The organism is Dyella sp. AD56 (assembly GCF_002878475.1).
GTDB lineage: Bacteria > Pseudomonadota > Gammaproteobacteria > Xanthomonadales > Rhodanobacteraceae > Dyella.
Map to the genome: position 1 here is coordinate 22178 of NZ_NRDP01000012.1, position 24386 is coordinate 46563.

At 63.2% G+C, this 24386-nt stretch carries 20 protein-coding genes and 2 tRNA genes; 9 read left to right on the top strand and 13 right to left on the bottom strand.

Annotated features, from left to right (window positions below; genetic code table 11):
• Positions 1-24 precede the first annotated feature (24 nt).
• The 3 genes from DyAD56_RS24440 to DyAD56_RS24270 form a co-directional block, all read right to left on the bottom strand.
• Positions 25-159, bottom strand: coding sequence for a hypothetical protein (locus DyAD56_RS24440; protein ID WP_255409213.1), 135 nt, complete (start codon positions 157-159; stop codon positions 25-27).
• Positions 160-548: 389 nt separating this feature from the next.
• Positions 549-1394 (bottom strand): hypothetical protein, encoded by an 846-nt coding sequence (locus tag DyAD56_RS10015; RefSeq protein WP_102302631.1) that lies wholly within the window; start codon positions 1392-1394, stop codon positions 549-551.
• A 43-nt stretch (positions 1395-1437) separates the two neighbouring features.
• On the bottom strand, positions 1438-1773 hold the full coding sequence (locus DyAD56_RS24270; RefSeq protein WP_233202369.1) for a hypothetical protein: 336 nt from the start codon (positions 1771-1773) through the stop codon (positions 1438-1440).
• Between the two features lie 186 nt (positions 1774-1959).
• On the opposite strand from DyAD56_RS24270, the gene DyAD56_RS24275 reads away from it, so the two are divergent.
• Positions 1960-2286, top strand: a complete 327-nt coding sequence (locus tag DyAD56_RS24275; protein ID WP_233202370.1) for a hypothetical protein — start codon at positions 1960-1962, stop codon at positions 2284-2286.
• Positions 2287-2390: 104 nt separating this feature from the next.
• Here the strand turns inward: DyAD56_RS24275 and DyAD56_RS10025 are convergent, their stop codons facing one another.
• The 5 genes from DyAD56_RS10025 to tviB all read right to left on the bottom strand — a co-directional run bounded on the left by DyAD56_RS10025 (position 2391) and on the right by tviB (position 8814).
• On the bottom strand, positions 2391-3791 hold the full coding sequence (locus DyAD56_RS10025) for a TIGR03013 family XrtA/PEP-CTERM system glycosyltransferase (protein ID WP_233202371.1): 1401 nt from the start codon (positions 3789-3791) through the stop codon (positions 2391-2393).
• A gap of 189 nt (positions 3792-3980) precedes the next feature.
• The gene (locus tag DyAD56_RS10030; protein ID WP_158241306.1) at positions 3981-4724 is read right to left on the bottom strand and encodes a 4'-phosphopantetheinyl transferase superfamily protein; all 744 of its coding nucleotides are present in this window, start codon (positions 4722-4724) and stop codon (positions 3981-3983) included.
• Between the two features lie 26 nt (positions 4725-4750).
• Positions 4751-6412, bottom strand: coding sequence for a GMC oxidoreductase (locus DyAD56_RS10035; protein ID WP_102302635.1), 1662 nt, complete (start codon positions 6410-6412; stop codon positions 4751-4753).
• A 102-nt stretch (positions 6413-6514) separates the two neighbouring features.
• Positions 6515-7525 (bottom strand): NAD-dependent epimerase, encoded by a 1011-nt coding sequence (locus DyAD56_RS10040; RefSeq protein WP_102302636.1) that lies wholly within the window; start codon positions 7523-7525, stop codon positions 6515-6517.
• Between the two features lie 11 nt (positions 7526-7536).
• The gene (gene tviB, locus DyAD56_RS10045; RefSeq protein WP_102302730.1) at positions 7537-8814 is read right to left on the bottom strand and encodes a Vi polysaccharide biosynthesis UDP-N-acetylglucosamine C-6 dehydrogenase TviB; all 1278 of its coding nucleotides are present in this window, start codon (positions 8812-8814) and stop codon (positions 7537-7539) included.
• Between the two features lie 479 nt (positions 8815-9293).
• Here tviB and DyAD56_RS10050 point away from each other — a divergent pair, with 479 nt between their 5' ends.
• From DyAD56_RS10050 to DyAD56_RS10060, 3 genes are all read left to right on the top strand, one after another.
• Positions 9294-11588, top strand: coding sequence for a TonB-dependent siderophore receptor (locus DyAD56_RS10050; protein ID WP_102302637.1), 2295 nt, complete (start codon positions 9294-9296; stop codon positions 11586-11588).
• A 64-nt stretch (positions 11589-11652) separates the two neighbouring features.
• Positions 11653-12339, top strand: coding sequence for a Fe2+-dependent dioxygenase (locus DyAD56_RS10055; RefSeq protein ID WP_102302638.1), 687 nt, complete (start codon positions 11653-11655; stop codon positions 12337-12339).
• Positions 12336-13052, top strand: a complete 717-nt coding sequence (locus tag DyAD56_RS10060) for a tetratricopeptide repeat protein (RefSeq protein WP_102302639.1) — start codon at positions 12336-12338, stop codon at positions 13050-13052. Before DyAD56_RS10055 ends, DyAD56_RS10060 begins: the two co-directional genes overlap by 4 nt.
• A gap of 54 nt (positions 13053-13106) precedes the next feature.
• Here the strand turns inward: DyAD56_RS10060 and DyAD56_RS10065 are convergent, their stop codons facing one another.
• The 3 genes from DyAD56_RS10065 to DyAD56_RS10075 form a co-directional block, all read right to left on the bottom strand.
• On the bottom strand, positions 13107-13772 hold the full coding sequence (locus tag DyAD56_RS10065) for a DUF2076 family protein (protein WP_102302640.1): 666 nt from the start codon (positions 13770-13772) through the stop codon (positions 13107-13109).
• Positions 13773-13937: 165 nt separating this feature from the next.
• Positions 13938-16772 (bottom strand): type 2 lanthipeptide synthetase LanM family protein, encoded by a 2835-nt coding sequence (locus DyAD56_RS10070; protein ID WP_158241307.1) that lies wholly within the window; start codon positions 16770-16772, stop codon positions 13938-13940.
• Positions 16773-16860: 88 nt separating this feature from the next.
• A complete protein-coding gene (locus DyAD56_RS10075) occupies positions 16861-17076 on the bottom strand; it encodes a DUF6229 family protein (protein ID WP_102302642.1) in 216 nt (71 codons plus the stop codon).
• A gap of 566 nt (positions 17077-17642) precedes the next feature.
• On the opposite strand from DyAD56_RS10075, the gene DyAD56_RS10080 reads away from it, so the two are divergent.
• Positions 17643-18527, top strand: coding sequence for an EamA family transporter (locus tag DyAD56_RS10080; RefSeq protein WP_102302643.1), 885 nt, complete (start codon positions 17643-17645; stop codon positions 18525-18527).
• A gap of 127 nt (positions 18528-18654) precedes the next feature.
• Here DyAD56_RS10080 and DyAD56_RS10085 read toward each other — a convergent pair.
• A tRNA-Ala gene (locus DyAD56_RS10085) sits at positions 18655-18730 on the bottom strand.
• Positions 18731-18788: 58 nt separating this feature from the next.
• Positions 18789-19907 carry a ribonuclease D gene (gene rnd / locus DyAD56_RS10090; protein ID WP_102302644.1) on the bottom strand — a complete coding sequence of 373 codons (1119 nt, stop codon included), beginning with the start codon at positions 19905-19907 and terminating at the stop codon, positions 18789-18791.
• A 105-nt stretch (positions 19908-20012) separates the two neighbouring features.
• Here rnd and DyAD56_RS10095 point away from each other — a divergent pair, with 105 nt between their 5' ends.
• The 4 genes from DyAD56_RS10095 (at position 20013) to clpP (ending at position 24331) form a co-directional block, all read left to right on the top strand.
• Complete coding sequence (locus tag DyAD56_RS10095; protein ID WP_102302645.1) at positions 20013-21956, top strand: SUMF1/EgtB/PvdO family nonheme iron enzyme; 1944 nt, start codon at positions 20013-20015, stop codon at positions 21954-21956.
• Positions 21957-22201: 245 nt separating this feature from the next.
• A tRNA-Leu gene (locus DyAD56_RS10100) sits at positions 22202-22286 on the top strand.
• A gap of 85 nt (positions 22287-22371) precedes the next feature.
• Positions 22372-23664 (top strand): trigger factor, encoded by a 1293-nt coding sequence (tig, locus tag DyAD56_RS10105; protein ID WP_102302646.1) that lies wholly within the window; start codon positions 22372-22374, stop codon positions 23662-23664.
• A gap of 37 nt (positions 23665-23701) precedes the next feature.
• Positions 23702-24331: an ATP-dependent Clp endopeptidase proteolytic subunit ClpP gene (gene clpP, locus DyAD56_RS10110; RefSeq protein ID WP_102302647.1), complete on the top strand. Its 630-nt coding sequence runs from the start codon at positions 23702-23704 to the stop codon at positions 24329-24331.
• The last annotated feature ends 55 nt before the right edge of the window (positions 24332-24386 follow it).

The window sequence follows — 24386 nt, forward strand, 5'->3', positions numbered from 1 at the left end:
ATGCGCGGCGCGTTGCGCGATCGTTCAACAGACCGCGGCGCGGGCCGGGTCGTCAGGTTCCAGCAACGGGCCGGCGGCCGGGTATCGCATCGCCTGTCGTGGGCGAGGATCGAAAGCGTCGCTATCCACCTTCATCAGCCGGCCGGTATCGGCGTTCATGGCTTCTTCCCCCTGCACAAGCGTGGTTCGCATTGCAGCGACATCGCATTCATCCCATGGCGACTGTCGCTGTTCCCGCGGCGTGGGCTGATGGCGAGCCGATCGCGCGTCGGTGGCGCCGTCCCCCAGAGCTGCATTCCGATGGGCGTTTCTGCTAACCCGGTGATACATCGGAACAGGGTTAGTCTCCGTCTCGCGCGCATGGGTGTGAATACGCCCAAAGCAGCAGAGGCTCGCAACGAATCAGATGCGACAGCGCCGACGGAATAGGCTGTTAGGGGTAGCGTTGGCGTGGTGTCGTGGCAACGGTTGCCGCGACAAAAGAAAGCCCGGCGGTGGCTGGGACGAAAAGTGATACAGGGATGTAACAGGTGTGGCGTTGACGCGCCTTAGGGCGCCTGGAAAGCGAACAGCCAGAGGATGGCTCCCTGTGCCGGCGTACCGCTCCAGGTAACGGAATAGGTGCCTGCGGCGTCCACCTGCCGAACGGCGACGGCGCCTTGCACGCCGCTGTTCGGCGGCAGGTGCAGATAGCTGTCGATGACCTTGAAGCCTTCGCTGGGAACCGCGGTCATCGAGTAGATGTAGGCATCGCCCAGCCAAACGGCGACCAGTGTGGCGGGGCCGGTCGTGGTTACCGTGCCACTGGTCAGCAGGCTGTTGGTGGTATCCGGGCTGCCCACCATGCCTTGCCAGGCGCGCGTCAGCTTGTTGGCCGCGCGGGCCGGCACGCTGGGCGTTGGGTAGTTCTGGGCGACATCCTGCAATTTGCCGGCGTGGAGGATCTCGACGAAAGGTATGGTGATTTCGCCATTGGGCGAGCCGGCTTTCACGACTTGTACGGTGTGGTGCTTGCCGCCGTGTGCGCCGATGGCGAGGTAGGCACTGGCGTTGAAGCGACCGTCGTAGCCGTCGTAGGTCACCGGATCGCCGATGCGCTTCCAGGTATTGGCATAGCTGTCGGTGGGGATGGCGTCGTTGTCGGCGTGGCCTGCCACCAGCACCAGGAACGAGCTGCCTTCCTCTTGTGTGTGTATCCCGGCGGTGACGGCGGGTGAGCTGCCGTCGCTTTCGGACTGGGTGAGCATGGTGTGCGCACCGAGCGTGGGTGCTATTTGCATGACCGGCATGGCGTCGTCGGCGGCCGCGGGCAGGGCGAAGGCGAGGAGCAGCATGAGCAAGGCAGCTCGGCGGCCGCGAGGGTGGGTATGGAACGAGGAGAAACCGGCTTGCATATGCGCATTCTCCTGTCGTATTGGAACGATATTGTGATTCGGTTTAGGTCGTGTCAAGCTCGCCAAGTGCATTGAATGGACGGCCAAACGATGTAGAAATACTGGCGAATGTTCGGCGGGAAGTCCTTGTGGGACGACGGTTCGACGCCATGGTTGGGGGACGGTGGTGACGCACGAAACCGATTTTCTCGATTTGTATCGCCGCCTGGGCATAGACCCTGGCTGTGACTTGGCCGAGCTTAAACAGGCTTATCGCAGGCATGTCGCCGCCTTGCATCCCGATCGTCATCAGGGGCGCCCCGTTGATCCACGCGCGGCGGCGCGGCTGCAGCGGCTCACCGCGCAGTATGGCGCTGCGATGGAATTTCATCGTCGGCATGGCCGGTTGCCTGGAGCGCCGCGTACGGCACCCGCCAATGGGCCGACCGTATCCGTTGGGCGGCCCGGTGCCATCCATGAGGCCGCCGATCCGTTTGCCTCCCGGCGCAGCCATGTTTCCCAAAACACGGTGCCGCATGAGGCACCGCCTCCTGCAAGGTCGCGTTCACGCGGGAAGCTCGTCGCCTTGCTAGTCATTGCTGCGCTCGCCGTGCTGGGATGGACGGTGCATGAAACCTCGCTGCAGGATACGTCCGATAGTGCCGATGAAGACGTTCCCACTCAGGTGGATGCCGTCGGCGTCTCGCACGAATCGGTGGCGACAGATGCCGTATTGCATGTCGGCATGTCCACGGACGATGTGCGTTCGCTGGAGGGCGAGCCGGTCGCGGTGCATGGTGACCTGTGGGAGTACGGCCCGTCGTGGGTACGTTTCGACCATGACGAGGTCGTTGAATGGCGTAGCTCGCCATTGCGACCGTTACGTACGGATACGGGTCTGACAGCTCATTGAAGACTGACTGCACGGGTCGCCAGGCGGCTGTCGCGGGAGATCTGCGGTAGGTCAGATCGCGTCGCGAGCTTCCGCCACCCGGCGGCCGGTGCAGTCAAGGTACCTCACCGCGCTCCACGGCCGAACAGCACTACTTCAACGGTCTGGATCAGGATGAGCATATCGAGCAGCAGGTTGTGGTTCTTTACGTAGAACAGGTCGTACTTGAGCTTCTCGGCGGCCTCCTCGACGGTGGCACCATAGGGATAGCTGAGTTGTGCCCAGCCGGCGAGGCCGGGCTTCAAGCAATGGCGCAGGCTGTAGTAACGGATCTGGGTGGCGAGATCGGCCACGAATTGCGGCCGCTCGGGGCGCGGCCCGACGATGCTCATGTCGCCTTTCAGTACGTTCCATAGTTGCGGCAATTCATCGATGCGCAGCTTGCGGCTGATCCGGCCGACACGGGTGACGCGGTCGTCGTTCTTGGCTGCCCAGCGGGCCACGCCATCGCGCTCTGCGTCGGTGCGCATGCTGCGGAACTTCATCAGGAGGAAGGTGCGCCCGTGTGCGCCGACGCGCTCCTGGCGATAGAGAACGGGCTGACCCGCGCCGGACTCGATGCGGATGGCCAATATTTCCAGCAGCATAAGCGGCCAGCAAAGCAGCAGGAGCAGGGTGGCGGCGCCGAGGTCGAAACAGCGCTTGCTCAATTGACGCAGGGGCGTGGTGTTGAAGCCGCCGGAGAACACCAGCCACGAGGGATCGAGAATGGTCAGCTGCAGGCGGCCGGACTCGCGTTCAAAGAACGACGTGAGATCGGTGATGGTGATGCCCAGCTGGCGGCATTCGAGTAGATCGTCCATCGGCAGATGGCCGCGACGGTCGTCCACACCGACCACGACTTCGTCGATCTGCTCGCGCTGCACGAAGACATGCAGGGGCATGTGGGTACGGATGAGGTGATCCTCGGGCACGGCAATCGTTTCGTTGGCGCGCGGCATGTAGCCCACCACGCAGAAACCACGGCGATCGGTGCGTCGGCGCATCTGGTTGTGGATCTGCGCTGCGCGGCTGCCGGCGCCAAGAATCAGCACGCGGCGCTTCAACGCCTCCACTTCCACCAGGTGCAGGAACAGCATGCGCAGGCCAAGCACCAGGATGAAGCCCAGCGCCAGCGCGATAGCGAGTACGCCGCGGCCGACATAGGCCTGGGGCACGATGTAGTAGCCGACGACCAGCAGGACGCCGCCCAGCACGAAGGCCACAAACTGGCGTGCAACGAGCCCAAAGCGCGTCATGCGGATGTGCGCCTGGTACTGACCCAGGGCCATCATGCCCATCAGGATGATGACGGCGAACACCAGCGAGCGCTGCGGCAGATGCACGGTGAACTCGGCGAGTTCATCGGGGTTGTAGGCGTAGCGAAGATAAGTGGCAAGCGTCAGCGACAGGGCCAGGAGCACGAGCTCGCAGAAGCCGAGAAGCACCAGCCAACGCATGGATTGTCGACGTAGAAAACGAAGCATCCGATCCCCCTACTTCCCCTTGGCAGCCACGTCCGGTGACTGAAACGAGGCTATCGCGGCGCCTTCATGCATGTCGATGCAACTAACGGTTTACCGATGGCACAGCCTGTTCGGCTGTCTCAGGGGTGTTACATGAGAAGAGTCGGCCAACGCGCGCGGCATCGTTGCCGGATGGCAGCGTCGGATGTGTCAGAGGTGATGCAGCGAGTAGTGCTCGATGTCGCCGGTGATGGCGAGAGATCCCAGCCAGCCCACCGGCATCGATAGTGAGAACAGGCGGCAGGACGGAGCGTCCTTCGCTTCGTCGGGTGGATCGATCAGGCCATCGAGGTGTGCCTCGATGGTGGACGGTGGGACGCGCAGGCCTACGCCGAAAGCCTTCAACAGGGCTTCCTTGCGCGTCCACAGGTCGAGCAGCGCGCGGCTACGCGCTTCGCCGTCGAGTTCCGACATCGCTGCGGCTTCCTGGGGTGTGCATAGTGCGCCGGCGAGGTCGTGCAATGGTGTGCGCGAAGGAAACCCTTCGATATCCACGCCGATAGCGGCACCACGGGCGATCGCCACGGCGACCATGGTGCCGCTGTGGCTAAGGCTGGTGCAAAGGCCGCTGCCCGGAAGCAGGGGCTGACCGTGTGCCGAGCGGACCAGCTCCACGGCGGCTGGATCAGAATTCAGCGCCGCACCCAATGCGACGCGCCAGAAGGCGTGGGCGATGGTGTAGGTGTCGTGGTCCAGCGCGTGGCGGAAGCGCGCTGCGCGGCCGGCTTCATAGGGCGAAAGCAGGCTCGCCGCGTCCTCGCGCAGCGGCCACCACGGCGCGCTGTCGAAGACGATGACGCGCGCTTCGCCTGCGGCGGGTGGGGCGAACCGGCAGGCGCGCAGCGCGGCGGCCACACGGTGTGTGAAGCGGGAAAACGTCATCTTGGGGAGCATCGCAGCGTGCATTCCTTTGCCTCGCACTACAAAAAGCCGCTCATCAGCAGGACGCGCAGTTCATCGGCAAGGCGCAGGCTGAGGGCGACGATGGTGAAGGTGGGGAACGCCCAGCCCCCGGTGGGAAAGACCGAGCTGCCGGCAACATGCAGATTGTCCATGCCGTGCACTTTGCAGTCGCGATCCACCACGCCTTGGCCGGGGTTGTCGGACATGCGCGTTGTGCCGATGTGGTGGGCGGTGCCGTGGATGTCAGGTTCCGCACGACCCGCGTCGGCCAGCCATGGGGCCAGGGCAAAATGTCCGTTGCACGAGCGGGCGAGTTCGTTACCGAACAGAGTGGCGGAACGTCGATAGGTATGGTGGTCCAGCGATGTAAGGCGCCAGTCCACGCAAACCTTGCGCTGTCCGAGTACATCGGTGTCGTTGCTCAGCGTGATGCGGCTTTCTGGATTGGGCGCCTGCTCGAAATAGCCGACCAGTTCGACATGACTATTGCGTACCGCTGGTCGGTCGGTGAGCTTGTGGACGAAGGCCTTGGCGATGTCGCCGACGCCCAGGCCGAGTTTCAGCGCGGTGAGCCCGAGGCTGGACGGTGCGGTGATGACTTCTCCGGGCGGCGCGTTGCGCAGCGCTTCGGAAAGGCGCGCTTCCAGCAGTGCGTTTTCGTCCTGCACCGTTTTGCGCATGGCGGTGCGCAGTTCGCGCAGTGCGCGGATGCCGCGCGGAAGTGGGCCTTCCACGCCAAAGGGATGGACGCGCCCGTTGAGCACGCGTTGCGAGCGCTGGTAGGCCGGAGACAGGGCAATCTCTGGAAACGACGAAGGTGCATTCTTGCCGCGCAGGCGCTCATAAGGGCGCGTGACGCGGTGCGACTCGTCGGCCGTCAGCGTGCCCAGTGTGCCGCTGGGGTGGTCCATGAAATACCGGCCAACGACGTCGCGCTGATTGCCCAGGCCTTCCTGCACGACGGAGTTGGACAGCAACAGCAGGCGCGCATTCTCGATGCCACCGGAGGCCAGCACGTAGTGCCGCGCCCGCACGTGTCCGCGCTGACCGCCCAACGAGCCGATGACGGCTTCTTGGACATGCACGCCATCGGCGGAGGGCATCAGTTCGAGCAGGTTGGCGTGCAGCAGCACCTTGATGTTGGGTGCGCGATCCAGCGTGTCGCGGTAGGCATCGCCAAACAGGATGCTGCAGCGTGCGAACAGCGGGTTGATGAGCTTGTCGTCATCGAACGGAAGCACGGTGCGCGCGGTGGGCTCGGTGAACGTGCCCTCGGTGAAGGTGATGTCACCCAATTGGCAGAACGAGCGTGCACGCGCGTAGTAAGGCTCCAGCTCGGCATAGCTGATCGGCCAGCCGCTGTGCGGCACCCAGTCGCGTGGCTTGAGGTCGTCGCTGCTCAGCGGGATGCAGCCGCCGCCCCACAGATTGCAACTGCCACCGAACACGCGCATGCGCGATGTGCCCGGATCGAATTCCACATGGCCGGACGAGCTGCCTTCGCAAAGTGCCTGGCTGCGGTCCTCGCCACCGAGTCCGCCGCTTTCGAGCAGGCACACTTGTACCGATGTGCCGATGAAGCTGTGCGCGATGGCAATGCCGGCGGCACCCGCGCCGACGATGCACAGGTCGGCTTCCACATCCTTCGGATGCGCACCATTCAAGTAGTCGATGATCACACCAACCCCCTACGGATCCACGTCGTTTACTGCCCTGTTGATCGTGGATCAGGTCTTTGGCGTTACGCTCAGTCGTTCCGGACTGGTGTTCGCCTTAGTCGATCACACGCGGTAGTACTCCTTGTACCAGCGTACAAAGTTGGCGATGCCTGTTTCTACCGACACCTGCGGCCTATAGCCAACGGCCTGTATCAGGTCCGTTACATCAGCTTCGGTGTCCGGCACGTCGCCGGGTTGCAGCGGAAGCATCTCCATGATGGCCTTTCGGCCGAGGCATGCTTCGAGCACTTCGATGTACTTCAGCAATTCCACGGGCCGCTCGTTGCCGATGTTGAACAGGCGGTACGGCGCGACGCCGCTGCTGGCCGGGTCCGGCTGATTGCTGTCCCAGCGTTCGTCGATGGGCGGCACTTTGTCCAGCGTGCGAATCACGCCTTCGACGATGTCGTCGACATAGGTGAAGCTGCGCTTGTGCTTGCCATGGTTGAAGACGCGAATCGGTTCGCCCGCAAGGATGGCGCGGGTGAACAGGAACAAGGCCATGTCCGGGCGACCCCACGGACCGTACACGGTGAAGAAGCGAAGGCCCGTACAGGGAATACCGTACAGATGCGCATAGCTGTGCGCCATCTGCTCGTTCGCCTTCTTGGTGGCGGCGTAAAGCGTAAGCGGATGCTCAGCCGACTTATGTTCGGAGAAGGGCATGGCCGTATTTGCGCCGTACACCGAGCTGGTGGAGGCGAATACGAGATGTTCCACGCCGTTGTGGCGGCAGCCTTCCAGTATGTGCAAAAAGCCGGTGACGTTGCTGCTGGTGTAGACGTGCGGATTTTGCGCGGCATAGCGCACGCCCGCCTGGGCGGCCAGGTGGACCACGCGTTGCGGGCGGTGCTCGGCAAACGTTTGTTCCACGGCGGCGCGGTCGGCCAGGTCAGCCTGGATATGCGTGTAGCCAGGATTGTCTGCAAAACGCGCCAGTCGCGCCTTTTTCAGGCTGACGTCGTAGTAATCGCTGAGGTTATCCAGGCCTACCACTTCGTCGCCGCGCTCGAGCAGACGCTGCGCAACGTGCGAACCGATAAAGCCTGCCGTACCCGTAACCAACACTTTCATGACGCAACCCCTTAGAGACGACCGTCGACCGCTTCGCGCGGCAACACATATTTGACGTCGTAAATCACGGACGATCCTTTGCCGAATGCGCGGATGCCTTCGGCTCCCCATGCGGTGAATTGGCGATGGCCCACGGCGATGATCACCGCGTCGTAGTCGCCGTGGCTGGGGGTTTCGATGGGCGTAAGCGCATATTCGTGTTCGGCTTCGGCTGCATTGACCCATGGGTCGTGCACGTCGACCTGGGCGTTGTAGCCGCGTAGCGCCTGCACGATATCGACCACGCGCGTGTTGCGCAGGTCAGGACAGTTTTCCTTGAAGGCCAGGCCAAGAATCAGCACGCGCGCGCGCACCGGGTTGATGCCCTTGCGCACCATCAGGCGAATCACTTCGCTGGCCACGTAGGGGCCCATGCCGTCGTTGGTGCGGCGGCCGGCCAGGATGACATCGGGATGGTGGCCGACCTCCTGTGCCTTATGGGTGAGGTAATACGGGTCCACGCTGATGCAGTGGCCGCCCACCAGGCCCGGCCGGAAGGGCAGGAAGTTCCATTTCGTGCCAGCAGCTTGCAATACCTCAAGCGTGTCAATGCCAAGCTTGTTGAACAGGATGGAGAGGTCGTTGACCAGGGCGATGTTGAGGTCGCGCTGCGTGTTCTCGATGACCTTGGCGGCTTCGGCCACTTTCAGCGAGCTGGCCCTGTGCGTGCCAGCGGTGATGATCGAGCCGTAGAGGCGATCCACGAAATCGGCCGCCTCGGGCGTGGAGCCGGAGGTGACCTTGAGGATGCTGGTAACGCGATGCTGCTTGTCGCCGGGATTGATGCGTTCCGGGCTGTAGCCGGCGAAGAAGTCGCGGTTGAACACCAGGCCTGAGCCTTTCTCAAGCAGGGGAACGCACACTTCCTCGGTGCAACCGGGATACACCGTTGATTCGTAAACCACGGTGTCGCCGCGCTTGAGCACCTTGGCCAGGGTTTCGCTGGCGCGAATCAACGGGGTGAGGTCGGGGCGCTTGGCCGAGTCGATCGGCGTGGGCACGGTGACGATGTAGACGTTGCGGTCGGCCAGTTCCGACAGTTGCGAGGCGAAGCGCAGTCGTTTGGCTTCCGCCAGTTCTTCGTTGTTGACTTCGAGCGTGTGATCGATGCCGCTGCTGAGTTCGTCGATGCGCCGCTGGTTGATGTCGAAGCCGACGGTGTCGTAGTGCTTGCCGAATTCGACGGCCAGCGGCAGGCCGACGTAGCCGAGTCCAATGATGGCGAGCTTGGTGTCTTCCAGGTTCTGCATGCCGTTCTTCCGCTGTCGGGTGGGAGGCGTGAATTCGACCCGCAGGGTATCCGATGGATCGCCCAACGCCGTACGAACGTACATGCCCCCGATGAATGCATAGCGTGCAAGCCCGTGAAGGGCGCGCGCGCTCGTGCAGGCGGCGCAAGGCTAACAGGGTCGCATCGGTTTTCCGCTAGGCCAGAGGATGCTTGCCGGATGGCGTATGCGTAGATGTGAGGTGGTGCGCCTGGGCGATCCTCGACTGACGCATGTGTTCTAGCGCGACTGGACGTTCGGTGAGCGCGGCAGGGGTGGGTGCGCAGGGGCGGCGAGTGTGGTGACGGAAGATATTGCGAATCATTCTCAATATTGTTAACGTAAGTTCATGCGAAACGTGCAGGGCATGGCCCTCACGCTCCCACCTTTCCCCTCAACCCGACGGCGAGCGGCTGCCCTGAATCTGGGCGGCCGGTGTTCGCCTGCGCGAAGGATCGAGCATGACCCCCAAGACGTTTGTCTCTTCTTCGGCCAACCCGCCGATTCGCCTGATGGCCAGTGCCCTTGGCCTGGCGCTGGTATCGACTTCTGCCATGGCTACCGGCGATGCCCCGGCCGAATCGGTTGCCGATCCACAGGACGCGCAGAACCTGGACAGCATCAAGGTGCGTTCTACCGTAGTGAATGCCACCTCGCCCAAGTTCACGGCGCCGCTGCTGGACACGCCGCGCTCGGTCACCGTGGTGCCGCAGCAGATCATCCAGCAGACGGCAGCGACCTCGCTGCTGGACGTGCTGCGCCAAGTGCCCGGCATCACGTTCGGCGCAGGCGAAGGTGGTAACCCGAACGGCGATCGCCCGATCATCCGCGGCTTCGACTCCGAAAGCTCGGTGTTCATCGACGGCGTGCGCAGTTCCGGCTCGCAGTCCCGCGAAATCTTCGACATCGATCAGGTCGAAGTGATGAAGGGCCCGAGCTCGGCCTACACCGGGCGTGGCGGCGTCGGCGGCAGCATCAATCTGGTCACCAAGGCGCCCAAGGCGGAGAACTTCGTGCGCGCTACGGCGGGCGTCGGTACCGACAGCTACTACCGCGGCACGGTCGACTGGAACCAGATGGTGGGCGCGGACTCGGCCGTTCGCCTCAACGTGATGGGACACAGCAATGATGTGGCCGGCCGCAACGGGCCCGATATGTCGCGCTGGGGCATCGCCCCGTCGGTGACCTTTGGCCTGCACTCGCCGACCAACGTCACGCTCAGCTATTACCACCTGCAGAGTGATGACACGCCGGACAGCGGCATTCCCTACAACAACCCGTTTGCCGCCACGAGCCCGTACGCCCGCCTCAACGGCGACGGTCGCCCGTACTCGGTGCCGCGCGGCACGTACTACGGCTGGCTGGACCGCGACTACCAGAAGCAGTCCAACGACATTGGCAGCATTCTGGTCAGGCACGATTTCGGCGATGGCTGGTTGCTGCGCAACACCACGGTTTATGCGCGCTCCACCAACGATTACATCTGGACCCAGCCGGATGATAGCCAGGGCAACTTCCTGGTGAACGGCGGCGTGTGGCGCCGCAACAACAACCGCGACAGCAACACGACCAACATCACCAACCAGACCGACCTGACGGGCGAGTTCGAAACCGGGTCGCTCAAGCACAGCCTTGCTGCGGGCATCGAGCTGAGCAGCGAGAAGACGCAGCGCACCAGCTATCTGGTCGATCCGGCGAAGAATGCCAGCGACACCCACAACACCGGTTCCATCGTCAACGGCGCTTGCAGCAGCAAGTACGGCATCGGTGCGCGGTCCAACTATTGGTGCACCAGCGCGCAGGATCCGACCCCGCACGATCCGTTCAACGGCGCGATCGTCGGCGGACAGAACCCCACGCGTATCGTTACCGACACGCGTTCGGCATGGGCCTTCGACACGGTGGCGTTCAATCCGCAATGGTCGGTCAATGGCGGCGTACGCTTCGATAGCTTCAGTACGCGCTCCACCACAACGACGACGACCACCAGCGCGGTGAGCCGGGTCAGCAATGACTCCAACTTCTGGAACTACCAGTTGGGTGTGGTCTACAAGCCGGCCGCCAATGGCAGCGTCTACGTGACGTGGGGCACCTCGTCCAATCCGCCGGGTGTGGATGCAGGCGACGGCGCGGATGGCATCGCGCTGACCAACCAGGACCTCAAGCCCGAAAGCAGCCGCAATATCGAGCTGGGCACCAAGTGGGACGTGTTGGACCAGCGCCTGTCGCTGACAGCAGCCGTGTTCCGCAGCGAAAAGACCAATGCCCGTGTGGCGATGGGTGGGCGCGGTAGTCCGCAGATCAATGCGGGTGAGCAGCGCGTGGATGGTGTCGAGCTGGGCTTCAGTGGTCAGGTCACCGACCGCTGGAATGTCTATGGCGGTTATACCTACCTCGACAACGAACTGGTGAAGACCGGGCCGGGCGATGCGGCCAGCCAGGGAAATGTATTCCCCAATACGCCGAAGAATAGTTTCACCCTGTGGACCACCTACGCGATCACCTCGCAGTGGACGGTGGGCGGTGGCGCGTATTACCAGGACAAGGTGTTCGGCAACACGGCCAACACCAAATGGGTGCCGTCGTATACGCGGTTCGACGCCATGGTGTCCTACGTCGTGAACTCTCATTTGTCGCTGCAGCTCAACGTGCAGAACCTTGCGAACCGTTACTACTTCGACAAGGCCTACGCGTCCCACTACGCATCGGTCGCCCCGGGACGGGCGGGCATTCTCACGGCTAACATCAGTTTCTGATACGGTCGTGAGCCTCGGCCGTGCCCTACAGAAGGGCACGGCCGATACGTATTGAGGAAACACGATGCTGCTCCACGTCCCTGAGGTACTGAACGCCGACGAGCTCGCCCAATGCCGGCGACGCCTCGCACAGGCACCGTGGGGCGATGGCCGAGTCACGGCCGGGCATCAATCCGCGCTGGCCAAGCACAACCTGCAGTTGCCGGAAGGCTGTGCAGAGGCCGGGGAATTGGGCGCGTTGGTCGAGGCTGCACTGGCCCGCAACACCACCTTTTTCGCTGGGGCGTTGCCGCGCCACATCTTTCCGCCGCTGTTCAATTGCTATCGCGGCGGGCAGTCGTTTGGTATGCACATTGACAACGCGATTCGCTATGACCGTCGCGGTGACACCAGCGTACCCGTGCGTACGGATCTCTCCGCCACGCTGTTCCTCAACGACCCCGAGGAGTACGACGGCGGCGACCTGGTGATCGACGACACCTACGGCTCACACACCGTCAAGCTCGCCGCGGGCGACATGATTCTTTATCCCGCCAGCAGCCTGCATCGCGTGGAACCGGTAACGCGCGGCGAGCGCGTGGCGGCGTTCTTCTGGATCCAGAGTTTGGTACGCGACGAAGCCCAACGCCGATTGCTGCTCGAACTCGATATCTCCATCCAGAGCCTTGGGCAGGCGAATGCGCCGCAGGCGGACGTGCTGCGCCTTACTGGCGTGTATCACAACCTGTTGCGCGCGTGGTCAGCGACATGACGGCCGCGCACGGTGCCCGCGATGACTTTCCGCAGTTGCTGAGGTCCGATCCTCCGAGCGCGCTGCACATGCTGCGTGTGCAGGCGTTGGCCGGTGATGGCCCCTCGCAGCTCGCGCTGGGGCAGATGTACCTGGAAGGCATCGGGTGCGACCGCAATGGTGCGGAAGCGCGCTACTGGTTCCAGCATGCCGCGCACCATGGCGAAGCCATGGCCATGAACATGCTGGGACGCTGCCTGGAAAACGGCTGGGGCGGGGCGGTTGACTACGAGCTTGCCGTGGTGTGGTACCGCGAATCGGCCGAGCATGGCTCCGATTGGGGCATGTACAACTACGCCCACGTGCTCGCGCAAGGACGAGGCGTGAAGGCAGATCGCGCGGCCGCCTTCCTGTGGTTCAGTCGTGCGGCGGAGCGCGGGCATGGCCGCGCCATGCATTTCCTCGGCCAGTACTACGAGTTCGGCTGGGAGACCGAGGCCGATCCCGAGCGAGCGCGCGAGCTCTATCGCCTTTCCGCGGAGAAGGGTGACTATCGGGGGCAGTGCAGTTGGGCGTCCGTGCTCACGGAGCAGGGGCGCATTGATGAAGCCTGCATTTTGTTGCGCCGCGTTATGGCGGCAGCGCCCACCTATTTCGTGGAAGCGCTGCGCGAGGACCTGAGCCGATCACGGCACCCGCAACTAAGGGCACTGGCTGGCGCCGACCCTCTATAAATGAAACGCCTCCCCAAACGGGGAGGCGTTCATGCGTCGACAACGGCGAGCAGGTTACGCCCAGTTGTTGTCGTCAGATCCGCTGTCGTCGAAGTCGTTCGACGAATTGAAATCATCGTTCGGGGCGAAATCGTCGCGGTTGTGGTCGTTGTCGAGGCGATCGTTGTTGTTGTCGTAGTAGGTGTTGTTCTCAGTGATGTTCTCGACCACGGGCTGCTGTCCGCCACCGAAGAAGCCACCGCCGTGGTGGCCGCCCATCAGGCTCTCGATGCCGTCGAACAGAAACATGCCGCCTGCGACGCCTGCGGCGGTGGTTGCCGCTTGCGACAGGAAACTTGGCGCGGCGGCCGGTGCGGGCTGCGCGGGGGCGCCGCCAAACAACCGATCACGCCAACCGGGCGCGGCTTGCTGCGGCATGGGCTGTTGCGGCATCGGCGGAGGCACGGTGCCCCAGGCCGAGGACGCGGGCTGGCCGCCAAGGAAGCTGCCTCCGCCTTGCTGTGAAGCGAGCTGCGACTGAAGCTGGGCGATCTGGGTCTTGGCACCATCGAGCGCCTGCTGCTGCAACAGGCTGCGCTGCACGAGGAGGTAAAGCGCATCGGGTTGCGATGCCAGCCGCTGGCGGATCAGGCCATCGGCTTGCGGATCCTTCATCACGCTACCGGCGGCGGCGAGCCGCTGGAGGAAATCATCGAGTAGTTGTTGTTCCTGCGGGGTCATGACAAACAAATCTCCGTGGGACGGCAAGTGACAATCACTGTGGCGGCCGTTTTTTCCGGCGTGCAGTGCCGGAAGTGTGCCCTCCACGCGTGACATCAAGGGGCAAGCCGCTGTCGTTTTCCTTGCAGTCAGCCAATTCGCAGGATATTTCGATCGCGTGAGCCGTCAGCCGTGCTCCTTCATCCGCTCTAGCAGGAGAGGTGAGGGCAGGCGGCATTCGGGATGCATGCGGTTGAAACTGTGCACTGCACCGGCCAGCCCAGTCATGAGTCCCGGCGTGAATGCCGCGCGCGTCATGCCACCGATGACGCCGCCGTGTTCTTCAATGGCGGAGATGACCTGAGATTTGGTTTCGTCCACATCGCACGCACAGCCTTCGGGATCGGCATGCACCGCGCGCATGAACAACTCCCAAAGCGAAAAGTCGCCGTGGCAAAGCGTGTGATTCGCGCCCCAGCGGTTGCGGGAGGCCGCAACCGCGCGACGCAGGGTGATCCGATAGCGCGGGTCTCCGGTGCGGGCAAACAGATCCGCCGCGGCGAGGCCGATGCCGACGCTGCCGTTGCACCAGGTGTGGAAGCTTTTCACGCGAGTCAGTTGGCGGGCGTCGAGCCAGTTTCCAAGCTCCTCATCGAATAGCGAGTCCTGGAAAGCGAATGCCTTTTGCGCGAGCGTCTGCCATCGCAGGCGATCATCCTGCGTGCCGGCCTCCGTCAAGGCCAGACGTGCCAGCGCCCAGCCGATGCCGGTGGCGCCGTGCGCGAATCCACCGATGGGGTCGTTGAATACCAAGGTGTGCCAGCGGGCTCCCCGATCGTCGACCACGGCTTGCGCTTCAAGATGGCTGGCTGCTTTTGCTGCCAGCGCATGCCAGCGCGAGTCGCCGGTGGCGTCGGCCAGGTGGCACAGAGGAATGATGCTGCCGGTGGTGCCATCGAGATAATCAAGCAGGCGATCATCATTGAACCCCTTGGTCTCAAGCATGCCTGCGCAATGCTCGGCTCGCTGTAGCCATTCGGGGCGGCCGGTCAATTCGTAGAGGGCCAGCCAGGTCCACAGGCGGCCGCCGAAGCCGCTGAGTCCGCCGAAGGTAGCCGGTGGTTCGGCCTCGTCGAGTACCTGCATGACGCGCAGGCTGCCGTCGACGATTCGGTCGAGCCCATCGACGGCGTTTGCGCGCCCTTGCATAACCTCATGTTGGTAGCCGACCAGCGCGAACAGCACGCCGCCCAGCCCGAAGTAGTTGTCCGCCTGCAGGGGTTGAACGGTCCACCCCGCGTTGGTGGTTTCCGGGGTGATCCAGGTGACCGAGTCGTCATCGCCACGCACGGATAGTTTGATCAGTCGCTCCACCGCTGCAGCCGCCAAGGTTCGGCGACGCTCGTCAAGGTGGCGCGTATGAGGGTGTCTGGCGAAATAGAGGATGTCCCCCTGTTTTTCGGATTCGTCCGCGCCGACATTGAGTTCGGTCACAACGAGAGCGCTGCGTATCGTCATTTCCTCAAGCTCAACGCGCATGGACCGCCAGTCGGTTAGTGCGGTGTCGATGCGATCTCGACCCAAGGGCGCAACGAAAACCGGGATGTCGCCGAAGCGCAGGTCGCGTATCTCGTCCATGATCTCTTGGTGAGACGAAGGAGCGATGGGCACGACGAGGGCGTTGCGCGCGAACAGGTCGCGGGCGCGTTCAATGGCTTTGGCTTCGTCATGCAGCGATGCGGGGTGCCACAGCATGCGTCCGATCTCGCTGTAGGCCTGGGTGGGGCGGCGAATGTCGCGAATCAAGCAACCTTCGAACGCATCGATGAGCGGCGTCAGCTCGCCACGGCTGTCCATGTCCTTGAAGATCGCAGTGGCTTCAAGAAAGCCTTCGCTGATGTGGTTCCAGTAGAGCGCGACCTGCGGATTGGCGCTTGGATGGTTCTGTGCGACGTTCATGTCGACACTGACGATTTCCACGTGCGCATCTGTGGTGCCTTCATTGGCAATGAAGGGCGCGCTGACTTGTGGCTGTTGGTTGGGCAGGGCGCCGGCGGCTGACATGTCCACGCCATCGAAACCCAGCGCCGGTGCGCGGTAAGGCACCATGCCGGTGCGCAGGACGGAGCTACGCACGATCGATTCGGCCAGATCGTGGGCTTTTCCATAACCCGATGGCGGGACTCCGGGCAGCGGCGAGAACAGACTCTCCACGTCGATGACGATCGGTGTGGGGCCGTGCGCAATCAGGTTTTCAAGATGGATGTCGGTGCCACCCAGTAGGCGCATTACGGCCAGCCAATGGCCGAGTCGCAGGTAGAACAAGCGAAGTTCGTCGTCGCCCTCGCAGTAGCGGTGCTCGATGAATTCGGCCCAGCCGTAATCGTCCCGCTCGACCACACGAGGCACGCGAATGCGCGCGCCGGATTTGAACGTGGCGGCAAGCAATCGATCGAGCACGGCGTCCACGCGCAGCGAGCGCGGCTTGTACATGGCGATGCCATGTTCAAAGGTCAGTCGTGCGACGGCTTGCCCGCCTGCATGCAGATCGCCATGACCCAGGCCCAGGGCCATGAGTCGACCTGGTGGGCGTCCGAGCAGCGAGGCAATCGCGGCACGGTCGTGCACCATTCGTTGGACGATCGCTTCGATCGCCTTTTCCTGCTGGCTGAGCGAGGTCTCCAGTCGCTCAAGCAAGGGTGGGTAGCGACGATCAAGGTGCGCGGCGAACTCGGGGCGACGACTCCGTTCGACGAAATCATCGAATCCGTCGTCATCACCGCTCGCCGTCAACTCGCCCGCCAATTTGGCGGCATGCAGTTCGAGCAGAAGCACGCGGTTGAGCTTTAGCCTTGCCGCATCATTCAAGGCCTGCGTCGCCGTGGCAAGAATCATGGCGGATTCCCCGTCGCGGAGTTGCACCGCCTTACCCGCGAGGAAGGTTTCCAGGCACGTTCGCGATGGCGACGTGAAGTGCTCGATGATTGCGGCAAAGGATTTGGTGGATGCGGTATCAGCCATCATTCTCTCGACGCCGGTGCGTAAGGGAAAATTCGTGGGAAAATCGGCGCGCAACCGATCGGCGGTTGCACGCCGACTCAATCACGCATCAACAGCAGGCGCAACCACCACCGCTCGAGTGGATGGAGCAGGTCGAGCACGTCGTTCCGATCGAGGTAAGCATGCTCTTGACGGTTTTGTCGCTCGTCAATGCGGCCTCGGTAGCTCCAGCTCCCTGGATATAGAGCGGACCGGCCGGATTGGCGTGACCGCCAAAGCTATCTTCACCATTCAGCCAGCTGGAAACGATGTCATCGAATTGCATAGCAGAACTCCATGTTGGTTTGACAAGTTGATTTCGGGCCCCATCCCCTGGAGATGAGTGCCCGCTCCCACATGCACACTTGCAGCACGGTACGGGGCCGCTACAACAAGCCAATGGATAGCTAACGAAATTGCCCCGGGTGCGGTGTGCGCCACGAGAGTGGCTCGCGCCACTCAAGTTCTTCGTGCGCCGGCGTGCTGTCCATGGTGGCCGGCGCATTACACGTCGGCCTATATCGGGGAGAGGGCGTGAGGACAGCGTGAGCTAATCGAGCTCACGGCCCTGACGCTTTGATCCGCGCAACGATGTGACGCGCTGCCGAGTATCGGGAAGAAAATGCTGCAACGGTGTTCTGCTTTGAGCGTCGGGTACAGAGGCTCGTTGCGCAGGGACGCCACAGTGCGTGCGCGTCGAAAGAGCCAGACCTTGTCGCATGACCTGTTGAGGCGGGACGCATCACTGCTGTCGGTATCTGTCAGCAATGGACGCGAGCGCGTGCCAGAGGCAGTGGGCTTCGCAAGGGTGTACAGGCATCATGTTGTCATTGCATCGTTGCGGCGCTCCCCATGTCCCCACGCACCACCCTAGGCCCGGTCGCTCTCGCGATCGGCGCGTTGTTGATCAGCATGGTTTCGTACCAGTGCGGTGCCTCGTTGGCCAAGCACTTGTTTCCGGCTGTTGGCGCGCAGGGGGCAACCGCGTATCGCCTGGGGCTCAGTGCGTTGATCCTGCTACTTTGGCGACGGCCGTGGCGGCGTTTGAATGGCACGAGTTGGCGCTCGCTGTGGGCCTATGGGCTCGCCATGGGTGCAATGAATCTGGTGTTCTATATGTCACTGCGGACCATTCCGCTGGGCATTGCGGTGGCGTTGGAGTTCACGGGGCCGCTGGCGTTGGCGGTATTCAGTTCGCGCCGCCTGATCGACTTCGCGTGGATTGCATTGGTCGTCGCGGGCTTGGGGCTGTTGTTGCCATTGCACGGCGAGGTACAAACGCTGGACCCGGTGGGCGTGGCCTACGCACTCACGGCGGGTCTCGGTTGGGCGTTGTACATCGTATTCGGCAAGAAGGCCGGCGAGGCTCACGGTGGGGATGCGGTCACCTGGGGTACGTCGATCGGCGCCTTGCTGGCGATTCCCTTTGGTGTCGCACACGCGGGTAGCACCTTGCTGTCGCCTTCGCTGTTGCCCTATGCGCTCGGCGTGGCGGTGCTCAGCTCGGCGTTGCCTTATTCACTGGAGATGGTTGCGTTGACGCGATTGCCTGCACGCACGTTCAGTACCTTGCTGAGCCTCGAGCCGGCCGTCGCGGCGCTGGCGGGTGCGGTCCTGTTGAGCGAGCACCTCAGCTTGCTGCAGTGGCTGGCGATCGTCGCCATCATCGTGGCCGCTGCCGGAACGGCGTTGAGCGTGCGTCGCCCGGTGGTGAGCGAACCACCGCTGGTGAATTGACGATGGCGCGCGCATTCCCTGCATGGCGTTCCACCCTTGCGGAAGCGATCGACCGGCAGCCTGTCGTCGCCCAAAACAAAACAGCGCTTTATGCCGGGGGCATAAAGCGCTGTTCGTTTTAAAGAAGTGGTGGAGCCAGGGAGGATCGAACTCCCGACCTCGTCATTGCGAACGACGCGCTCTCCCAGCTGAGCTATGGCCCCACATGAGCCAAAGATGTTACCAGCGATCTTTGGCGTTCGCCAAGCCCCGGGTTCATGCTCAGGGAAGCAGGCGGCTCAGCGGCTCGAACAGGGCTTCGCGGCGCCATCCTTCAAGGAAGTCAGGCCATTTAGCGGTGACTACGTATTCCTCCAGCGCCTTGCGCGGGCACAGTAGGCCGGGGGGCAGGTCGAGTTCGCCGGCACGTTTGTCCACGCAATCCTTCATGGCTGTGAGGGCGCGCTTTGCTTCGCCCTGCGGCGACTCGGGAATGGCATCGGTGGCGGCGACCTCGTCGGCATCGACTGCCTGCTGCAGCAGGTCAAGCAGTTCAGCCCGCTGCGGCGAGCGCAGCGCACGCTGACCGCGCGTACGTGTGTCGAGCTCGTTGGCGGAGCGCGGCGGTTGCTGCACTAGGCTCATCGCGGCGGCATCTTCGAGCAGCCAGGGCCGAGGCCGATCGAGTGTACGTGCGGACTGGTCGCGCCACAGCAGCACGCGACGCAGCAGGGCGCGTTGCTCGGGACGCCAATCCGAGGCGCTGCGGAAGCCACGCTGCGGTTGCGGATCGCCACCGCGATAGCAGGCGCGCTGCTTGAGGCGTTCGCAATCCTCGGCGTGCCATGCCGTGCGGTCGCGCTGCGCGAGTCGTTCGGCCAATTGTTCGTGCACGGTCTTGAGGTAGACCACGTCCAGCGTGGCATACGCGCACTGCGAATCGGTGAGGGGGCGCTGCAACCAGTCGGAGCGTGTTTCGCCTTTGTCCAGTTCCGCGCCGGCCAATTCGGCCACGAGTGCGCGATAACTGATGCCAAGCCCCATGCCCACAAAGGCGGCGGCGATCTGCGTATCGAACAGCTGGCGCGGCCCGTGGGGCAGGAAGGGGGAGAGCGCTTCGAGGTCTTCGCTTGCACTGTGCATCACGGTGACTGCATTGCCGTCGCCGATCTGCGGGCGCAGTGCGTCGCCGATGTCGAAGGCTAGCGGATCGATCAGCGCGTAACGCCCGTTCCAGCCCATCTGGATCAGCGCCAATTGCGGATAGAAGGTGTTTCGGCGCATGAATTCGGTGTCGAAGCCCAACGCGGCATCGTCCGGCAGAGCTGCCAGCCAAGCCTGCAGGTCTTCGCGCCGCTGGATCCAGGTGGCGTCGGGCGCGAGAGAGGTTTCTTGTTGCATGCGTCTTCCTGGCGACGCAGGACGTGCACGTGTGCATTGTCCTGACATCGGTTTGTGCCTATGGTTTAGACCGCCACCATAGCAGGCCACCCAAGGACGCCCAACATGCCGAGCAAGGAAACCGTACGACGACAGAGATCCTTCGGCGGTGCCGTGGGTGTCGCCGTGCTGGGGCTCGCACTCGTCTATCACTTTTTCCCGCGGGTGTTCCACGTCGAGCCGTCGGCCACTGCTACGCATCGCGCGATGAATCTCGGCCCGATGACGCCGGTGGCGCCGGCATCGTCGTCGCGCCTGCCGGAGCCGTCGGAGGTGGATGCGGGGCCGCCGCTGACCTTGGCGCCCACGGACGTCGTGGTGGCACGCCTGAGCAAGAAGAACACCAACCTTCCCGATCAGCTGAGTGCAGATACGCCTGAGGTCGAGGCGCTGATCGCGCGCGCCGATAAGGCACTGAAGGCGGGGCAGTTGGCCGGCGATCCGAGCAGTGCAGCGGCGCTGTTCGCGCTGGCGCTCAAGGACAAGCCCGATAGCCGCCGGGCTGCCCAAGGGCTGTTCGAAGTGCGCGCACGCCTGGTTGCCGAGATCAACCAGGACGTCGCCGTGGGTGATGCGGATTCGGCCGGCGACCTACTCGATACGCTCAAGCTCATTCCTGATTCCACGGACGACGTGAACCAGCTTCAAGGCAAGCTGAAGGTGCTGACCCAGGTCCGTCCATTACTTGCGAAGGCAGCGGCGTTGTTGCAGCAAGGCAATGCCGACCAGCCGGCCGGGAACAATGCACTGGAACTCTACCGGCAGGTCCAGCAGCTGGATCCGGATAACGCGGTGGCCTCGCAGGGCACGCTGCAGGTGCAGCGCGCCATCCTCGATCGCGCACTGGCCGCCGTGGCACAGAACGACTTCAAGGCCGCTGATCAAGCGCTGACCGAGGCGGGGCAGATGGCACCCGATTCACAGGCGCTGCGCGACGTGCATGGTCGCGTCGATAGCATGCGGCAGGCGCGGGCCAACGGCTTGCTTGCACAGGCGCGCTCAGCGCTTGATGCGGGCAACCTCGCACTGGCGCAGCAATTGGCGGACCAGGCCAAGGTCATCAGTCCGGATCTGGCGGGTCTCAACGAATTCGCCGAGCGGCTCACCAACGCGCGCCTCTATGCAAGCTACAAGCCGGGGCAGGTCTTTACTGACCGTTTTGCTGACATCCCGGGGCAGACGCCGTCGATGTTGGTTATCCCTACTGGCAGTTTTCAGATGGGCGCGCCTGACAACGAATCCGGGCGCGAGGATGCCGAGACGCCGCAACACGAAGTCACTATCGCCAAGGGTTTCGCGCTGTCGCGCACGTCAGTCACCGTGGGACAGTTCCGTGAGTTCGTTCGGGCCAGCGGCTATCAGCCTGACTCGGTCAAGCTGGGTGGTGCCAGTGTGTACGACGAGGGCACCGGCGCCATGCGCGACGATTCCAGCGCTACCTGGCAGAACGACTACGCCGGCAAAAACGCGGATAGTCGACTCCCCGTGGTCAACGTGTCCTGGAACGACGCCAGGGCCTACGTGGACTGGCTAAGTCAGCGAACCGGCAAGACCTACCGTCTGCCCAGCGAGGCCGAGTTTGAATATGCACTGCGCGGTGGCACCACGACCCGCTATTGGTGGGGTGATGGGGCACCAACGGGCAAGGTGGAAAATCTCACGGGCTCGGGAGACCGCTCGCCTAGCGGCCGGCGCTGGAGCAATGCCTTCCAGGGGTATCGCGACGGTTACTGGGGGCCTGCGCCGGCCATGAGCTTTGCGCCAAATGCTTTCGGCTTGTACGACATGGACGGCAATGTCTCCGAATGGGTGCAGGACTGTTGGCACGATAGCTACCTGCGAGCGCCCCGCGATGGCAGTGCCTGGGTCAATCCGGGGTGTGGCGTTCGGGTAGTACGTGGCGGTTCGTGGGGAAGTTCGCCGGATCAAGTGCGCTCGGCCTATCGGCAGGGCGCCGACGCGAGCGTGCGCAGCGGGCGCGTTGGCTTCCGTGTGCTGCGGGAGTTGTGACGTATTAGCCGATGCTCGAGAAGGCTAGTCGTTGCGGTACTGTCGCGGCGGTTGCCAAAGAGTTCTTGCCCCGCTTGTGCTGCCGCCCACGCGAACCGTAAAATGACCCGCTTTCGTGTAAGGGAATCATCGACTTAGGGGCGGAGTGCCCGGAAGCTGGCGGGGCGGGGTGTAACGGTTTTTTTGACTCGTTTATTCCCTTGGAAATCCGATGCTTACGGACATTTCCTCTTTGTAGTTCTGATGCGAAAGTGGCGGAATTGGTAGACGCACTGGATTTAGGTTCCAGCGGGTAACACCGTGAGGGTTCGAGTCCCTTCTTTCGCACCATCCCTTGGATTTTCTTTATTTGCAGGCGGCCCCGGGCCGCCAGGCGCCTTTGACGGGCGCCCTTACCGGTACACCAGGAGACGTCATGCAGGTTTCGGTTGAAAACGTCGGCAAGCTCGAGCGCAAGCTCACGGTGAAGTTCCCCGCGGACCGTTTCGAGTCGCAGGTGAGCGCCCGCATCGCCGAGATGGGTCGCACGGTGCGCCTGAAGGGCTTCCGCCCGGGCAAGGTGCCGACCGCAGTGATCCAGCAGCGTTTCGGTGATCAGGTGCGTGGCGAAGTGCTCTCCGACCTGATCGGCAGCACGCTGCGCGAAGCCGTCAACCAGGAAAATCTGCGTCCCATCGCCAACCCTGCGATCGACACGACGGGTCGCCCGGAAAACGGCGAAATCGCCTATACCGCCACCTTCGAGGTGATGCCGGAGTTCCCGGAAGTCGACATCGCAAAGCTCGAGATCAGCCGCCCGGTGGCCGAAGTCACTGATGCCGACATCGAGAAGATGATCGAAACCCTGCGTCTGCAGCGTCGCAGCTTCGACCCGGTCGAACGCGCCTCGGTCGAGGGTGATTTCGTGATGTTCGAATACTCCGCGCAGGCGGGTGACTACCGCTTCCCGACGGAAGGCCTGGAGCGGGCCGGCAGCGTGCTCGGCTCGGGCAACCTGTTCAAGGCGCTGGACGACGTGCTCACCGGCCGCAAGGCTGACGAAGAGTTCAATGCCGACGTCGAGTTCCCGGCTGATTTCCGCAATGAAAGCCTGGCCGGCAAGACCGCCCAGTGCCACTTTAAGGTCATTAAGGTGCAGGAGCCGAAGCTGCCGGAAGTGGACGGTGACTTTGCCCAGTTGTTCGGTATCACCGACGGTGATCTGGAGAAGTTCCACAAGGAAGTCCGCGCCAACCTTGAGCGCGAGCTGAAGGCCACCCTGATGGCTCGCCTGAAGTCCGAAGTGGCGGAGAAGCTGGCCAACGCCCATCCGGACCTGGATGTGCCGAACGTGATGGTGCAGTCCGAGGCCCATGCGCTGGCCCAGGGCAGCATCCCGCGTGGCCAGCAGGTGCCGCCGCAGCTGCTCGATGCCGCCGCCCCGGTTGCTCGCAAGCGCGTTATCGCTGGTCTGCTGATGGGCGAGATTGCCCGCAAGCAGGCGCTGGTCATCGACCGCACCCGCATCGCCGAGCAGCTGGCCGCCATTGCCTCGACCTACGAGGAGCCGGAGAAGGTTGTTGAACTTTACAACCGTGACCCCCAACTGATGTCCGGGCTGCAGAATCGCGTCATGGAAGATCAGGTGGCGGAGTGGGTGGCTGATCACGCCACGACCACCGTCCAGAACCTGGGCTTCGACGAGGTGATGCGCCCGGTCAGTGCCTGAGGCATCCTTAGGCCCATCAACCGGAGAGCGACAAAGCATGGCTATGGACCCGATCCAAAACCTTAACCTGGTACCGATCGTCGTCGAGCAGACCGCCCGCGGCGAGCGTTCGTACGACATCTATTCGCGCCTCCTGAAGGAGCGCGTGATCTTCCTCGTGGGCGAGGTGAACGATCAGGTCGCCAACCTGCTGGTCGCGCAGATGCTGTTCCTTGAGTCGGAAAACCCGGACAAGGACATCCATCTGTACATCAACAGCCCGGGCGGTGCCGTCACCGCCGGGTTGGCGATCTACGACACCATGCAGTTCGTCAAGCCGGACGTAAGCACCATGTGCATCGGCCAGGCCTGCAGCGCGGCCTCGTTGCTGCTCATGGCGGGCGCCAAGGGCAAGCGCTACTCGTTGCCCAACTCGCGCGTGATGATTCACCAGCCGTCGGGCGGTGCCCGCGGCCAGGCGACCGACATCGAGATCCAGGCCCAGGAGATTCTGTACCTGCGCCGCCGTCTGAACGACATTTACGTTCAGCATACCGGTCAGCCCCTGGACAAGATCGAGCGGGACATGGAGCGAGACCGCTTCATGAGCGCCGAGGCGGCCAAGGAGTACGGCCTGATCGATCAGGTGCTCGACCGCCGTGCCATCGAATCGGTGAAATCGGGCTGATTTCAGGCATTTGGTCCCGGGTTTGCAAGTCGTTCCGCGCCTGGCTGCAGACGCG

Bases quoted from the DNA above. Each gene is read 5' to 3' on its own strand.
- DyAD56_RS10060 (WP_102302639.1), top strand. From the start codon at position 12,336: ATGACGGCCGCGCACGGTGCCCGCGATGACTTTCCGCAGTTGCTGAGG.
- DyAD56_RS10040 (WP_102302636.1), bottom strand. From the start codon at position 7,525: ATGAAAGTGTTGGTTACGGGTACGGCAGGCTTTATCGGTTCGCACGTT.
- rnd (WP_102302644.1), bottom strand. From the start codon at position 19,907: ATGCAACAAGAAACCTCTCTCGCGCCCGACGCCACCTGGATCCAGCGG.
- clpP (WP_102302647.1), top strand. From the start codon at position 23,702: ATGGCTATGGACCCGATCCAAAACCTTAACCTGGTACCGATCGTCGTC.
- DyAD56_RS24270 (WP_233202369.1), bottom strand. From the start codon at position 1,773: ATGCCGACGATGAAATTCCATCGCAGCGCCATACTGCGCGGTGAGCCG.
- DyAD56_RS10065 (WP_102302640.1), bottom strand. From the start codon at position 13,772: ATGACCCCGCAGGAACAACAACTACTCGATGATTTCCTCCAGCGGCTC.
- DyAD56_RS10080 (WP_102302643.1), top strand. From the start codon at position 17,643: ATGTCCCCACGCACCACCCTAGGCCCGGTCGCTCTCGCGATCGGCGCG.
- tig (WP_102302646.1), top strand. From the start codon at position 22,372: ATGCAGGTTTCGGTTGAAAACGTCGGCAAGCTCGAGCGCAAGCTCACG.
- DyAD56_RS10075 (WP_102302642.1), bottom strand. From the start codon at position 17,076: ATGCAATTCGATGACATCGTTTCCAGCTGGCTGAATGGTGAAGATAGC.
- DyAD56_RS24440 (WP_255409213.1), bottom strand. From the start codon at position 159: ATGAACGCCGATACCGGCCGGCTGATGAAGGTGGATAGCGACGCTTTC.
- DyAD56_RS10055 (WP_102302638.1), top strand. From the start codon at position 11,653: ATGCTGCTCCACGTCCCTGAGGTACTGAACGCCGACGAGCTCGCCCAA.
- DyAD56_RS10025 (WP_233202371.1), bottom strand. From the start codon at position 3,791: ATGCTTCGTTTTCTACGTCGACAATCCATGCGTTGGCTGGTGCTTCTC.
- DyAD56_RS10095 (WP_102302645.1), top strand. From the start codon at position 20,013: ATGCCGAGCAAGGAAACCGTACGACGACAGAGATCCTTCGGCGGTGCC.
- DyAD56_RS10070 (WP_158241307.1), bottom strand. From the start codon at position 16,772: ATGGCTGATACCGCATCCACCAAATCCTTTGCCGCAATCATCGAGCAC.
- tviB (WP_102302730.1), bottom strand. From the start codon at position 8,814: ATGCAGAACCTGGAAGACACCAAGCTCGCCATCATTGGACTCGGCTAC.
- DyAD56_RS10015 (WP_102302631.1), bottom strand. From the start codon at position 1,394: ATGCAAGCCGGTTTCTCCTCGTTCCATACCCACCCTCGCGGCCGCCGA.
- DyAD56_RS10050 (WP_102302637.1), top strand. From the start codon at position 9,294: ATGACCCCCAAGACGTTTGTCTCTTCTTCGGCCAACCCGCCGATTCGC.
- DyAD56_RS10030 (WP_158241306.1), bottom strand. From the start codon at position 4,724: ATGCTCCCCAAGATGACGTTTTCCCGCTTCACACACCGTGTGGCCGCC.